Source organism: Rhodopseudomonas palustris (assembly GCF_034479375.1).
In the GTDB taxonomy this organism is placed as follows: Bacteria; Pseudomonadota; Alphaproteobacteria; order Rhizobiales; family Xanthobacteraceae; genus Rhodopseudomonas; species Rhodopseudomonas palustris_M.
This window is the reverse complement of record NZ_CP140155.1, coordinates 378,569-392,095: the sequence shown is the minus strand read 5'-3', so window position 1 is coordinate 392,095 and position 13,527 is coordinate 378,569. Positions and strand designations below refer to the sequence as shown.

Sequence of the window (13,527 nt, the reverse complement as noted above, 5' to 3'; positions counted from 1 at the left end):
CTTAGGTTGCAGTCGAACGACGACGAAACAAAGGCTGTTTGCCCCACGTGCCGTCGCGTGTTCCGCCGCCTTCCATCGCGGCGAGGCAGGCGCTCAACGCGCCGATGAAGAGAGACAATGTCAGCCAGATCGAGATCTGCTGGCCGGCCTGGCGTGCGGACTCGAGGCTCGATTTCAGACTGGCGACCACCTGATCGACGCGCTGCTCGGCGTCGGCCTGGCTGAGGCCGGTTCTGTTTGCGATCAATTTCGCGACATAGCTGCGATCGCCGGCGGACAGCCCGTCGCCGTTCTCGACCGACGAGGTCAGCAGTCGCGCCAGTTCGGAACGCGAATCTGCAGGATTGACCTGCGCCTGGCCCGAAGACTCGGTCCGCAGCAACTGATCGACATAACCGTCCATCGCTCCGGAAGATTGCGCGGCCGAAGCGACGCTCGATGTCGCCGCCGATGTCGCAGCGCCGACCCCGCCGATCAGCGCGCTGGCTGGAGCGGCGAGAAGCGCCGCGCCCACCACGGTCGCCAGCGCCCACGCCAGCAGCCCATGAGCGGTGTCGCGGAAGGTGATCTCGGTCGAAGCGACCCCGACCCATGTCGCACGCAACCGGCCCGCCAGATAGCCGCCAACCGCCGAAGAGATCATCGCGATCACGATGAAATACAGGCCGGTGCCGATCTTGAAAGTCGTCGCGGACACGCCGGACGAGCCCCACGGTGAAACCACCGAGAACCCCACGCCGGCACCAAATGCCAGCAGCACCAGCGTCAGCGCGCAGGACACGACTGCCCCTGCGATCACCGCGCCCCACGACACACCGGGCGTTACTGACACGTCGCCGCGCGCGCCGGTCGCCAAAGTTTGTTCCATCGAATTCTCCACGTGCCAAAAAGCGATCGTCGGGAGAATGTGGAAGCGTAGTGTTGGTTCCTGGAAGAAGCAGATGATGATCTCGAAAGCGCAGCCGACCGTGATCGCCCGCGCCTCACCCGCTGTTCCGCAGCCCCGCCGAGATCCCGTTGATCGTCAGTTGAATCCCGCGCAGAATTTGCTCGTCGGGATCATGCGTGCGGTGCTCGCGCAGGAGCTGCACCTGGACGTGATTCAGCGGGTCGAGATAGGGGAAGCGATGGCGGATCGAGCGGTCGAGCAGCGGGTTGCCTTGCAGCAGCTTGTCGTGGCCCATGATCGCCAGCAGGCTGTCGACCGAGGCGTGCCATTCGGCGCGGATCCGGCCGAAGATCTCGTGGCGCAGCTTTTCATCCGGCACCAGTTCGGCGTAGCGCGAGGCGATGCCGAGCGAACTCTTCGACAGCACCATGTCCATGTTCGACAATAGCGTGCGGAAGAACGGCCACTCCTGATACATCGTGCGCAGGAACGCGATGCCCTTGTCGGGATGCTGCGCGACCCAGGCCTCGACCGCACTGCCGAAGCCGTACCAGCCGGGCAGCATCAGCCGGCACTGCGCCCATGAGAACACCCAGGGGATCGCGCGCAGATCCTCGATCGCGCGGGTCTTCTTGCGCGACGCCGGGCGGCTGCCGATGTTCAGCGTCGAGATCTCGGTGATCACCGTCGAGGCCCAGAAGTACTCGACGAAGCCGTCGGTCTCGTAGACCAGGCCGCGATACGCCTTGAAGGCGAGCGCCGAGAGGTGCTCCATCGCCTCGAGATAGTCGTGATGCGGCGCAACGCGCTTGGGCTGCAGCAGGCTCGCCTCCAGCGTCGCCGCGGTGAGGATCTCCAGATTGTTGCGGCCGACCTCGCGGTTGGAATATTTGCTGGTGATGATCTCGCCCTGCTCGGTGATCCGGATCTGGCCGTTCACCGCGCCGCCGGGCTGCGCCACGATCGCGTCGTAGCTCGGCCCGCCGCCGCGGCCGACCGAGCCGCCGCGGCCGTGAAACAGCCGCAGCCTTATGCCGTGATGTTCGAAGATTTCGATCAGCCCGATCTCGGCCTTGTACAGCTCCCATCCCGAGGTGACGAAGCCGCCGTCCTTGTTGCTGTCGGAATAGCCGAGCATCACCTCCTGGACGCCACCGCGGCTGTCGACCAGCCGGCGATATTCCGGGATCGCCAGCAGCCGGTCCATGATCGCGGAGGAAGCCTGCAGATCCTCGATGGTCTCGAACAGCGGCACGATGTTGATTGCGCTGCGGCCCGCCGGATCGATCAGTCCGACCTCCTTCAGCAGCACCGCAACTTCGAGCAGGTCGGAGACGCCCTTGGTCATCGAGATGATGCATTGCGGGATCGCGGCTGCGCCATAAGTCGCGTGGGCGCGCGCCGCCTCGTGCAGCACCGCGAGTTCGCCGACGGTCTCGTCGCTGTATTTGACGAAGATCGAGGTCAGCGGCCGGGCGCTGCGCAGCTCGGCGGTCAGCAGCGCGATCCGCGCGTCCTCGCCGATCTCCAGATACGCGCTGGCCGGCCGCGCCGCGTTCATCAGCTCGGCGATGGTGCGCTCGTGCACCGCCGAATTCTGCCGCATGTCGAGGCTGGCGAGATGGAAGCCGAAGCAATCGGCGGCGCGGCGCAACTGCCGCAGCCGGCCGCGCGCGATCACGCCGGCATTGTGCGCAGCGAGTGAGCGATGGATGGCGTCGAGATCGGCCTTGAAATCCTGCACGCTCGCGTAAGCCTCGGCCTCGCCGACCGGGGCGCGGACGCTGTCGATCTTCAGCTTCGCCGCGGTCGCGGCCAGCCGCGCATAGATCCCCGACACCGCCAGCCGATACGGCTCGTGGCGGCGATGCGGCGAGTGATCGGGAGAGCGTTCGGCCAGCGCCCGCACCTCGTCACTGATCGACACCAGATGCGAGGCCAGCGACAATTCGGAGCCGAGCTCGTGCAGTTCGTCGAGATAGAACCGCAGCACCCGCGCGCTCTGCAATTGCAGCGTGCCGTGCAGCACCTCCGCGGTCACGAACGGATTGCCGTCGCGGTCGCCGCCGATCCAGCTTCCCATCCGCAGGAAGCTCGCCAGTTCGTCCTCCGGCCCGCCGCTCTCGCCGCCGCCGAGTTGATCCTCCACCGAGCAATGCAGCCGTGGCACCTCGCGCAGAAACGAATAGTCGTAGAACGACAGCCCGTTGGTGACTTCGTCGAGCACCGTCAGCTTGGTCCGGCGCAGCAGATTGGTCTTCCACAGCGTCACCACTGCGCGGCGCAACTGCTCCTCGTTCTGCTCCCATTCCTCGGGCGTGAGCTGGACGCGCTCGCGCTGATCGAGCAGCGCCGCGATCTGCATTTCGCGGTCCATCGTGCTCTTGCGGCGCACCTCGGTCGGATGCGCGGTCAGCACCGGGCTCACCAGAGCGGTCCTGAAGAAGTCGCGCAGCTCGGCCGCGCCGATCCCCTCCTCGCGCGCATGCGCCAGCGTCTTGGCCAGCATGCCGGCGCGCGGCGCCGAGCCCGCGGTCGAGCCGGCGCGCATCTGGCGGATGTTGTTCTGGTCTTCGGCGATGTTGGCGAGATGCGAAAAATAGCTGAAGGCGCGAACGATCTTCACGGTATCGGACGCCGACATGCCATCGAGAATGGCCTCGAGCTCGCGCCGCGCGGTGGTGTCGTCGTCGCGGTGAAACCGGATCGAGGTCTGGCGGATGCCCTCGACCAGATCGAACACCGCGGCGCCTTCCTGGTCGCGCACGGTGTCGCCGAGGATCCGGCCGAGCAATCGGATATCGTTGCGAAGCCTCGCCTCTGCCTCCAGCGCAGCGCTGTCGTCAGCGCGGTTCGGCAGAGTCTCGGGCTCGGTTGGCATGATCATGGACGACATCGCGATGCTGCTCCAGGATGTTGCCGGCATCCTGAGACGTCGCAATTTTTTGCGCTGCACGCAAGATCAAGAAACGGGCGACGCCTGAACGCCGCCGCCGTCGCCCGCCTCGATCAGCGTCCGGCGAACATATTGCGGACGTTGTCGGGGCGCGGCTCGCCGTCGTCGGGCGGTGTCGCGTCGGGCCCGGCGCGGTCGGGCTGGCCCGGCTCGATCTTCATCGGTGCGTTGCTCGGGTCGCATTCGTCGGCGGCAGAGGCCGGCGGCGGCACGCGGGGCGGCGGCGGCACCGGCTCGAACAGCGGCGGCTGCGGGAACGGCGTGGTCGCAGCCGGCGGCTCGAACAGCGGGGTCTGCGACACCGGCGCGGCCGGCGGCGCCGAGACCGGCTCGGATTTCGTCGCGGGAGCTTGGTGAAGCGGATGCGATGCGGCGGCCAGCTCACGCATGCGCGCCCAGAAGAACGGCACCGCGATCGCGACCAGCACCGCGACGATCAGCAGAATCAGCAGCGCTGACTGTTGCAGCAAGGCGACCGCCGGGACGCTGATGCCGAGGATGGCGCCGACCGCGCAGACTTTCCACGACCGGATGTGCAGACCGGCGGTGAAGGTGCCGAGCGCCAGCAGCGTCAGCACGCTGAGCGGCGCGGCGATACCGGTCACCTGGCGCAGCACCTGAAGCGACATCAGCTCCATCGCGGCCAGCACCGCGACCCAATGCAGCGCCTGCGACACGATCAGATGGATGCGCTCTTCGCGGCCCTCGACGTGCGACCAGCGCGTGATCACGCACACCAGACCGAACAGCGGCGTCAGCAGCACCCAGTACAATTCGGTTTGCGTGAAGCTGGTGTAGGCGATGCCGCCGAGCGACAGCAGCAGCATCAGCACATAGGGCCAGTCCCGCAGCAGGAAGCCGCCGAATCCGGAAAGCCATTTGCGCGGCTGAACCGTGTCGTCATCCAGCATGGTCATGAGCGTGCTCCGCTTGGATCTCGCATGCGCGTGCAGAGACAGCGCGGCAGCACGCCATGCAGGAGGGCAACGAACCCCGGCCAAGCCGGTTCCCGCGATTTTGCACCTCCCGAGGCGGCACAACAACTGCCATGTCAATCGACAAAATCGATTGATATCAGCCAAATAATCCGTTTGAATGATTGATCGCCGAAGCGTGAGATGGGCCGGAAACAGGAGCCTGCCCATGAGTCCGACCTCGCACAGCCTGACCTCGACCCCCGAAGCGCATCACCCGCGCGCCCGCCCCTCACGGATGGGCCCGCATCTGGCGGCGGTCGCGCCGGGCGTGTTGCTGACGGCCGCGATCGCCGCAGCGGCGCTGGCGCTGCGCGCGATTCCGACAATCAGCGGCGCCAGTCCGATGCTGCTGGCAATCCTGATCGGCATCTTGGCGCACAATGTCGTCGGCACGCCGCAATGGGCGGTGCCAGGGGTCAAGTTCAGCCTGCGCAGGGTGCTGCGCTTCGCCATCATCCTGCTTGGCCTGCAGCTCACCACCGCGCAACTGATCGAGGTCGGCGGCGAAGGGCTGGCGATCATCGCCGCGACGCTGCTCGCCACCTTCAGCTTCACGGTGTGGTTCGGGCGCCTGCTCGGGGTCGACCGCAAGCTCGCCGAGCTGATCGCCGCCGGCACGTCGATCTGCGGCGCCTCGGCGATCATCGCCACCAACACCGTCACCCGCGCCGACGACGAGGACGTCGCCTACGGGGTCGCCTGCGTCACCGTGTTCGGCTCGCTGGCGATGGTGATCTATCCGCTGCTGCAGGGCGTGCTCGGCCTCGACGCCCACGGCTTCGGGCTGTGGACCGGCGCCTCGATCCACGAGATCGCGCAGGTCGTCGCCGCCAGTTTCCAGGGCGGCCAGAGCGCCGGCGAGTTCGGCACCATCGCAAAGTTATCGCGGGTGATGATGCTGGCACCACTGGTAATCGGCCTCGGCCTGCTGGCCCGCGTCCGCACCCGGCACCAGCCGTCCGCGCCGGGTAAGGCCGCGCCGCCTATGCCGTGGTTCGTACTCGGCTTCGTGGCGATGATCGGCCTCAACGAGGTGATCGCGATCCCGCACGAGACCAAGGCGTGGATCGTCGCCGCGACCGGCTTTCTGCTGTCGATGGCGCTGGCGGCGATGGGGCTCGAAACCGATCTGCGCAAGCTGGCCGCGCGCGGCCTGCGCCCCGCTTTGCTCGGCCTCACCGCCGCGCTGTTCATCGCCGGCTTCTCGCTGGCGCTGATCAAACTCACAGGATGGCATGGATGACATTGGAGCAGCTCCGCATCTTCATCGCGGTCGCCGAACAGCAGCACATGACCCGCGCCGCGAGCGGACTGAACCTCACCCAATCGGCCACCAGCGCGGCGATCGCCGCGCTGGAAGCGCGTTACGACGTCAAGCTGTTCGACCGCGTCGGCCGCGGCATCGTGCTGACGCAGGCCGGCCGCGATTTCCTCGGCGAAGCCCGCGCCGTGGTTACCCGCGCAAGGGCGGCGGCGCAGGCGCTCGACGATATCGCCGGACTGAAGCGAGGTGCACTCAACCTCGCCGCGAGTCAGACCATCGGCAACTACTGGCTGCCGCCGCGGCTGCTCGCGTTCCAGCGCAGCTATCCGGGGATTGCGCTGCAGGTCACGATCGCCAATACCGAACAGGTTGCGCTGGCGGTGCGCGAAGGCCGCGCCGATCTCGGCCTGGTCGAAGGCGAGGTCGACGATCCGCTGCTGACCGGCGACCGAGTCGACGGCGACAGCCTCGCGATCGTGGTCGGCAAACAGCATCAATGGGCGAGCGCAAAGCGGATTTCGGCGAACCGGCTGACGAGCACCGGCTGGGTGTTACGCGAACGCGGCTCCGGGACGCGATCGATGTTCGAGGCCTCGCTGCGCGGCGCCGGCGTCGATCCGTCGAGCCTCGACGTGAAACTCGAACTTCCCTCCAACGAGGCGATCCGAGCCGCCGTCGAGGGCTCGAACTACGCCGCTGCGATCTCCGATCTGGTGGTTGCGCCGTCGCTTGCGGCGGGGGCCCTGCACCGGGTGCAGTTCGAATTGCCGAGTCGGTCGTTTTGTGTGCTTCGTCACAGAGAACACAGCGGCGGACAGGCCGAAACGGCAATGCTCGCGGCGTTACGCTGAATGAACTAATACTCGCAGAAGTACCGCGTTAGGGTGCCAAATTCCACAATTGTTGATTTCAGATTGTTCATACGCAACTCTACACAAGCTAATCTACGCATGGCAGCTCCGGAATATTGCGACGCAGCCGGGTATCGGCTTAGAATCGCCGTCGTTGAAGGAGCCGATATTGCGACAACGACTGAATTTATCGACCCGGCTCACCCTTGCCATCGTGCCTCTCGTGGTGCTGACCGCCGCGACGGTGGGCTATCTGGGTTACCGGAACCTCGCGGCCCTTGCGATCGAACGCACGCTGGCCGGCTTGGACGCGACTGCGCGTTCGCGTGCTGTGGAACTCGCCAGCCAGGTGGGGACCGTCAGCGCCGACGTGATGGCCTTCCGCAGCATGATCGGCCTCGACGAACTGATCGCGCTCAGCAGCGACGCTTCGCGACTGACCGCCGGCGGCCGAACGGCGGCGGAATGGCGCGCGCGGATCGAACAACGGCTCGCCGGCGAATTCGAAGCGAAGCGCTATCTCGTCCGATACCGCCTGATCGGATCGAGCAATGGCGGCCGCGAGATCGTTCGGGTCGAGCGGCGGCAGAACGATGACGTTCGCGTTGTTCCGGATGACGAACTGCATGGTCAGAGCGAATACGCCTTCTTCGAACAGGCGATCCGCGGCACCGCAGGTGGGGTGGTCGTCTCGCCCGTGGAACTCGCTCGGGACAGCGGCGAGATCTCGACGCCTCATCTGCCAGTGATCCGCATCTCGGCACCGGTCGTCGCAGCGGACGGCACGCCATTCGGGCTGATCGTCGCCGACATCGGTCTGCGCTCCGCATTCGAGCGAGCGAGCGAGAAGCCGCGGAAAGGCCGCACCGTCTTTGTCATCAACGACCACGGCGACTACCTCCTGCATCCCGACAGGACACGCGAGTTCGGTTTCGAGTTCGGCCGGCCCGCCCGCATCCAGGACGACTTTCCCGGCCTCGCCGCCGCCATCGCGGAGGGCAAGGATCAGACCGCGATCGTCGAAGACCGCGACGGCGTCCCCTACGGCGTTGCTATCGATCGGGCCGAAGGGGCGCCATTGTCCATCGTGGAGACCGTGCCGCAGCAGGTCATTCTCGACGCCATCATGACCGCATGGCTTGGTTCGACCGCGATCGGCGGATCTTTTGCCGTATTGACCGCAATTCTGGTCGGGTTCGTTCTGGCCCGGACCATGATCAAACCGCTGTCGCAGATGACCGAGGCGGTGGCCGGATTTGCCGAGGACGCTCCGCTGAAGATGCCGGTGGCGGCCAGCGGCGAGATCGGCGTACTCGCGCGGGCGTTCGACACGATGGTACAGGACGTGCGCGCAAAAACCGACGCGATCCGGCATGAGAAAGAGCTTTTCGACAGCATCATGACCACGATGGCCGAGTGCGTCGTGCTGATCGACCGCAGCGGCGAGGCCATCTATCAGAACCGTGCCAACCGGGAACTTCTCGCCGCGCTCGATATGCGGGTGGATCAGTGGCAGGATCTCTACGACATCTACACGCCGGACGGCTCGACCCAGCTTTCCCGCGACCAATGGCCCTCAGCGCGCGTCCTGCGTGGCGAGACGATCGACAACTACGAAATTCTCTGCCGAAGGCGCGATTCCGGCAAGACGGTTCATCTGATGGGGAGCGCGCGGCCGTTGTGGGAAGCCGCGGGCACGCAAACCGGAGCGGTCGTGGTGTTCCGCGACGTCACCGAGATGCGGGCGACCGAGCACCGGCTGCATCAGTCACAGAAGCTGGAAGCGATCGGCCAGCTCACCGGCGGCGTCGCGCACGACTTCAACAACATGCTGACGGTGATCAACGGCACCGCCGAGATCCTGCTCGACGAACTCGCCGACCGGCCGGACCTCTGCAGTATCGCCAGGATGATCGAGCAGGCGGCCGGGCGCGGGGCCGACCTGACGCGGCAGTTGCTCGCCTTCGCCCGCAGGCAGCCGCTGCAGCCCCGCAATATCGACGTCAACGCCATCGTGCTGAACACCCAGCAATTGCTGAAGGCGACGATCGGCGAACACATCGACGTCGAAGTCAGGCTGGCGCACGACGTCGATGCGGCGCGGGTCGATCCGTCGCTACTCTCCTCGGCGCTGCTCAACCTCGCGGTGAATGCGCGCGACGCGATGCCGAACGGCGGCAAGCTGCTGCTCGAAACCACCGACGTGGTGCTCGACCACGCCTACGGACAGCAGAACCCGGACGTCCAGCCCGGCCGCTATGTCATGATCGCGGTGAGCGACACCGGCACCGGCATCTCCGCCGAACTGCGCGACAAGGTGTTCGAGCCGTTCTTCACCACCAAGAGCGCCGGCAACGGTACCGGCCTCGGCCTCAGCATGGTCTACGGCTTCGTCAAGCAATCGGGCGGGCACATCAATATCTACAGTGAGGAAGGCCACGGCACCACCATCAAGCTGTATCTGCCGCGGGCCGACGCCGAACCGGCCGCCGACAGCGCGGCCGACGCCGGGCCGTCCGAGGGCGGCAGCGAAACCATTCTGCTGGTGGAGGACGACGAGCTGGTGCGCAAATTCGCGATCGCCCAGCTCGCGGGTCTCGGCTATCGCACCATCGCGATGTGCGACGGCCAGGCGGCGCTGAAGGAAGCGGAGCGCGGCACCGCGTTCGATCTGCTGTTCACCGACGTGATCATGCCGGGCGGCCTGAACGGGCCGCAACTTGCAGATGCGATCGCGCGGATCCGGCCGGTGCGGGTGCTGTACACCTCCGGCTACACCGAGAATGCGATCGTGCATCACGACCGTCTCGATGGCGAGGTTCTTCTCCTGACCAAGCCGTATCGCCGGTCGGATCTCGCCCGAATGGTCCGCGCCGCGCTCGGCCAGAACGTCCACGTCCCGACCGGGATCGCGGCCGCATCCTCGCCGCGCGCCAGCGCCGCCCGCTAGATCACCCGCCCCGCTTTGGCCCAATACGGATCGCGCAGCCGGCGCTTGAAGATCTTGCCGGAATCTTCGCGCGGCAGTTGCGCCATGATCTCGATGTGCTTCGGCACCTTGTAACCGGCCAGCGACTGCTTCAACCGATCGCGAAGATATCCCTCGTCGAGCGTCACGCCGGGCTGCGGCTCGAGCATCGCCATCAGCGCCTCGCCGAATTCGGCGTCCGGAATGCCGAACACCGCGCAATCGTGCACGCCGGGGATCGCGTGCAGCGCCGCCTCGATCTCGGCCGGATAGATGTTGACGCCGCCGGAGATCACCATGTCGCGCTTGCGGTCGCAGATGAAGACGTAGCCGTCGGCGTCGAGATAGCCCATGTCGCCCGAGGTGATGAAGCCGCGCCGGTCGATCTCGGCGCGCTTCTCCGGCTTGTTGTGATAGGTGAAATCCGGATTGCCGGCGATCCGCGAGAAGATCTCGCCGATCTCGCCCTGCGGCACTTCGTTGTTGTCGTCGTCGACGAACACCAGCTCCGCGCCGGGCGCGATCCGGCCGACGGTGCCGGGCTTGTTCAGCGCGTCCTGCGAGGTCGCGAAGGTCACGGCGCCAGATTCGGTCGAGCCGTAGAATTCGTAGATCACCGGGCCCCACCAGGCGATCATCGCGCGCTTGATGTCGGCGGGGCACGGCGCCGCCGCGTGGATAACATGGCGCAGCGACGACACGTCATACTTCTTCCGCACCTCCTCCGGGAGCTTCATCAACCGGATGAACATCGTCGGCACCATGAACACGGTGTCGATCTTGTGCCGCTCGATCAGTTGCAGCAGCGCCTCCGGCTCGAACCGCGGCATCAGCACCAGCACGCCGCCGAGCCGGCCCGCGCGGATGCCGAACGAATTCGGCGCGGAGTGATACAAGGGGCCCGGGCACAGCACGCGAGCGCCCGGCTTCAGCCCATAGATCAGCGCGCGCATCGCTTCGGCGCTCTTGGCCTGCTCCGGCGTCGGCGCAAACCGCTTGACGCCCTTCGGATGGCCGGTGGTGCCGGACGTGTAGATCATGTTCTGCGGCTGCGGCAGCGAGGGACCGTCATACGCTTTCTGCTGCGCCAGCCAGCCGTCGAGATCGATCGCGCCTTGCGGCGCGACGCGATGGTCGGGATCGATCTTGTAGTTTGCGAGAACTTCCGGCGGCGTCGGCACGCTCAGCATCGTCACGCTCGCCGGCACCACGCCGGCCGATTGATGCAGCAGATCGGCGTGGCCGATCAGCACCCGGGTGCCGGAATCACCCAGCACATACGCCACCTCCTCCGGCTTGAAGTGCCAGTTCACCGGCACCATGTAGGCGCCGAGCATCATCACCGCATAGGCGCATTCCAGAAACGCGATGTCGTTGCGCATCAGCACGCAGACGCAGTCGCCGGGCGCGACGCCGAGCTTCTGCAGCCCGCCCGCGATCAGCGCCACGCGCGCATCGACCTCGTCGAAGCTGCGATGCCGGTCACCGGAGATAATGCCGTGGAGGAGTTGGTGGTCAGTCATTGTTGAGTGTCCGATTCTTGGTGTCGGGTAACGGCCCCTCATGGTGAGGAGCATCGCGTAGCGATGCGTCTCGAACCATGAGGCTGGTGTGGTCGAAGCCTTGCTGCGCGGCCATCCTTCGAGACGCCCGGCTGCGCCGGGCTCCTCAGGATGAGGTCTTTCGAGTTGCGACGCCGTCCTACCCGTCGACGAAATTCGGCGCGCGCTTTTCCATGTTGGCGCGGACCGCTTCGGTCTGGTTGGGCGAGCCGATCAGCTTCTGCTGCTCGACGCTTTCGGCGAGCAGCGCAGGACCCGGGTCGACCGAGAGGTTGTTGAGCATCCGCTTGGCGGCGCGGATCGCGTCCGGGCTCTTGCCGGCGATCTCGCGCGCCATCTCCAGCGCCGCGGCGCGCGGGTCGTCGACGATCCTGGTCGCGAGACCGTAGCCCAGCGCCTCCTGCGCCGAGAAGATCCGGCCGGTGTAGGTGAGTTCGCGCAGGACGTCGTCGCGCATCAGCGAGGCCAGCACCGGCGTGCCGGCCATGTCGGGCACCAGGCCCCATTTGATTTCCATGATCGACATCCGCGCATCCGGCGCCATCAGCCGGATATCGGCGCCGAGCGCGAGCTGGAAGCCACCGCCAAAGGCGACGCCGTGGATCGCGGCGATCACCGGCACCGGCAGCATCCGCCAGCCCCACACAGCCTGCTGCGCCGCATTGGCCTGGCCGTGGGTGCGCTTGGTGAGATCGCGAAATTCGCCGCCCGGAATGCCGTTGCCGCCGCTCTCCTTCATCGCGGCAAAACGCCCCATGTCCAGGCCGGCGCAGAACGCCTTCCCCTCGCCGGACAGCACCACGACGCGCACGCCCTTCTCGGTCGCGAGCCGTTCGGTGGTCGCGACCAACGCCTCGAACATCGCGGCATCGAGCGCATTCATCTTGTCCGCCCGCACCAGCCGGACGTCGGCGACGCCGTCCGACACCGATACCGAAACGCGATCATTCATCAGGCTGTTTCCCCTGCACGTGTTGTGGCTTGTGTTTCGGCGCTACAGAAAAGCGTTGTCGGAATTTAGTCAATCGCTTAATCAACGACGATCATCCACTTTTCCGGGCACCTGACATGTTCTCCGATCAGCTCCTCGCAGGCCGTCGCATCCTCGTCACCGGTGGCGGCACCGGGCTCGGCAAATCGATGGCCGCGCGCTTCCTGCAACTCGGCGCCGAGGTCCATATCTGCGGCCGCCGCAAGGGCGTCTGCGACGAGACCGCGACCGAACTGATGGACCAGTTCGGCGGCAAGGTGATGACTTACGGCGTCGACATCCGCGACTCGGCCGCGGTCGACCACATGGTCGAGACGATCTTCGCCGATGGCCCGCTCACCGATCTGATCAACAACGCGGCGGGAAATTTCATCTCGCGGACGGAAGAGCTGTCGCCGCGCGGCTTCGACGCCGTCGCCAACATCGTGATGCACGGCACGTTCTACGTGACGCACGCGGTCGGCAGGCGCTGGATCGCCGGCGGCCATCGCGGCAATGTGGTGTCGATCACCACCACCTGGGTGCGCAACGGCAGCCCCTATGTGGTGCCCTCGGCGATGAGCAAATCGGCGATCCACGCGATGACGATGTCACTCGCCACCGAATGGGGCCGCTACGGCATCCGCCTCAACACCATTGCGCCCGGCGAAATTCCGACCGAGGGCATGAGCAAGCGGATCAAGCCCGGCGACGAGGCCGGCGCCCGCACCGTGAAAATGAATCCGATGGGCCGGGTCGGCACCATGGAGGAACTGCAGAACGTCGCCGTGTTCCTGATCTCCGGCGGCTGCGACTGGATCAACGGCGAAACCATCGCGATGGACGGCGCCCAGGGCCTGGCGATGGGTGGCAATTTCTACCAGCTCCGCGACTGGAGCAATTCCGACTGGGACCAGGCCAAGGCCTCGATCAAGGCCCAGAACGAAAAGGACCGCGCGCAGCGGGGGTGAACCGCAGTTAGTTCGTCATGGCCGGGCTCGACCCGGCCATGCACGAACAGGTGCACGGCTTCACGTTTTGATGGATGCCCGGGTCGAGCCCGGGCATGACGACTTTTGTAGATTTGATC

The 13,527-nt window shown here is 66.1% G+C and carries 9 protein-coding genes; 4 read left to right on the top strand and 5 right to left on the bottom strand.

From position 1 onward, the window contains the following. Position 1 precedes the first annotated feature (1 nt). The 3 genes from SR870_RS01755 to SR870_RS01745 all read right to left on the bottom strand — a co-directional run bounded on the left by SR870_RS01755 (position 2) and on the right by SR870_RS01745 (position 4,762). Complete coding sequence (locus SR870_RS01755) at positions 2-868, bottom strand: hypothetical protein (RefSeq protein ID WP_322516335.1); 867 nt, start codon at positions 866-868, stop codon at positions 2-4. Between the two features lie 115 nt (positions 869-983). Then, positions 984-3,785, bottom strand: a complete 2,802-nt coding sequence (gene ppc, locus SR870_RS01750) for a phosphoenolpyruvate carboxylase (RefSeq protein ID WP_322516334.1) — start codon at positions 3,783-3,785, stop codon at positions 984-986. Between the two features lie 113 nt (positions 3,786-3,898). Further along, positions 3,899-4,762, bottom strand: a complete 864-nt coding sequence (locus SR870_RS01745; protein ID WP_322516333.1) for a hypothetical protein — start codon at positions 4,760-4,762, stop codon at positions 3,899-3,901. Positions 4,763-4,988: 226 nt separating this feature from the next. Between SR870_RS01745 and SR870_RS01740 the strand changes: the two genes are divergently transcribed. From SR870_RS01740 to SR870_RS01730, 3 genes are read left to right on the top strand one after another with little or no spacing between them, the layout of a single operon-like run. After that, positions 4,989-6,065, top strand: a complete 1,077-nt coding sequence (locus SR870_RS01740; protein WP_416221115.1) for a YeiH family protein — start codon at positions 4,989-4,991, stop codon at positions 6,063-6,065. Next, the gene (locus SR870_RS01735) at positions 6,062-6,937 is read left to right on the top strand and encodes a LysR family transcriptional regulator (RefSeq protein WP_322516332.1); all 876 of its coding nucleotides are present in this window, start codon (positions 6,062-6,064) and stop codon (positions 6,935-6,937) included. The genes SR870_RS01740 and SR870_RS01735 overlap by 4 nt, the downstream gene beginning before the upstream one ends. A 49-nt stretch (positions 6,938-6,986) precedes the next feature. Continuing rightward, positions 6,987-9,887 carry an ATP-binding protein gene (locus SR870_RS01730; protein WP_322516331.1) on the top strand — a complete coding sequence of 967 codons (2,901 nt, stop codon included), beginning with the start codon at positions 6,987-6,989 and terminating at the stop codon, positions 9,885-9,887. Here the strand turns inward: SR870_RS01730 and SR870_RS01725 are convergent. Together SR870_RS01725 and SR870_RS01720 are read right to left on the bottom strand one after the other, a co-directional pair. Beyond that, positions 9,884-11,428 carry an acyl-CoA synthetase gene (locus SR870_RS01725; protein WP_322516330.1) on the bottom strand — a complete coding sequence of 515 codons (1,545 nt, stop codon included), beginning with the start codon at positions 11,426-11,428 and terminating at the stop codon, positions 9,884-9,886. The genes SR870_RS01730 and SR870_RS01725 overlap by 4 nt on opposite strands. 178 nt (positions 11,429-11,606) lie before the next feature. Next, complete coding sequence (locus tag SR870_RS01720; RefSeq protein WP_322516329.1) at positions 11,607-12,419, bottom strand: crotonase/enoyl-CoA hydratase family protein; 813 nt, start codon at positions 12,417-12,419, stop codon at positions 11,607-11,609. A gap of 116 nt (positions 12,420-12,535) precedes the next feature. Between SR870_RS01720 and SR870_RS01715 the strand changes: the two genes are divergently transcribed. After that, positions 12,536-13,408, top strand: coding sequence for an SDR family oxidoreductase (locus SR870_RS01715; RefSeq protein WP_322516328.1), 873 nt, complete (start codon positions 12,536-12,538; stop codon positions 13,406-13,408). Positions 13,409-13,527 lie beyond the last annotated feature (119 nt).

Coding starts and splice junctions, on each gene's coding strand:
- SR870_RS01720 (WP_322516329.1), bottom strand. CDS start 12,419: ATGAATGATCGCGTTTCGGTATCGGTGTCGGACGGCGTCGCCGACGTC.
- SR870_RS01745 (WP_322516333.1), bottom strand. CDS start 4,762: ATGACCATGCTGGATGACGACACGGTTCAGCCGCGCAAATGGCTTTCC.
- SR870_RS01735 (WP_322516332.1), top strand. CDS start 6,062: ATGACATTGGAGCAGCTCCGCATCTTCATCGCGGTCGCCGAACAGCAG.
- ppc (WP_322516334.1), bottom strand. CDS start 3,785: ATGTCGTCCATGATCATGCCAACCGAGCCCGAGACTCTGCCGAACCGC.
- SR870_RS01740 (WP_416221115.1), top strand. CDS start 4,989: ATGAGTCCGACCTCGCACAGCCTGACCTCGACCCCCGAAGCGCATCAC.
- SR870_RS01755 (WP_322516335.1), bottom strand. CDS start 868: ATGGAACAAACTTTGGCGACCGGCGCGCGCGGCGACGTGTCAGTAACG.
- SR870_RS01715 (WP_322516328.1), top strand. CDS start 12,536: ATGTTCTCCGATCAGCTCCTCGCAGGCCGTCGCATCCTCGTCACCGGT.
- SR870_RS01725 (WP_322516330.1), bottom strand. CDS start 11,428: ATGACTGACCACCAACTCCTCCACGGCATTATCTCCGGTGACCGGCAT.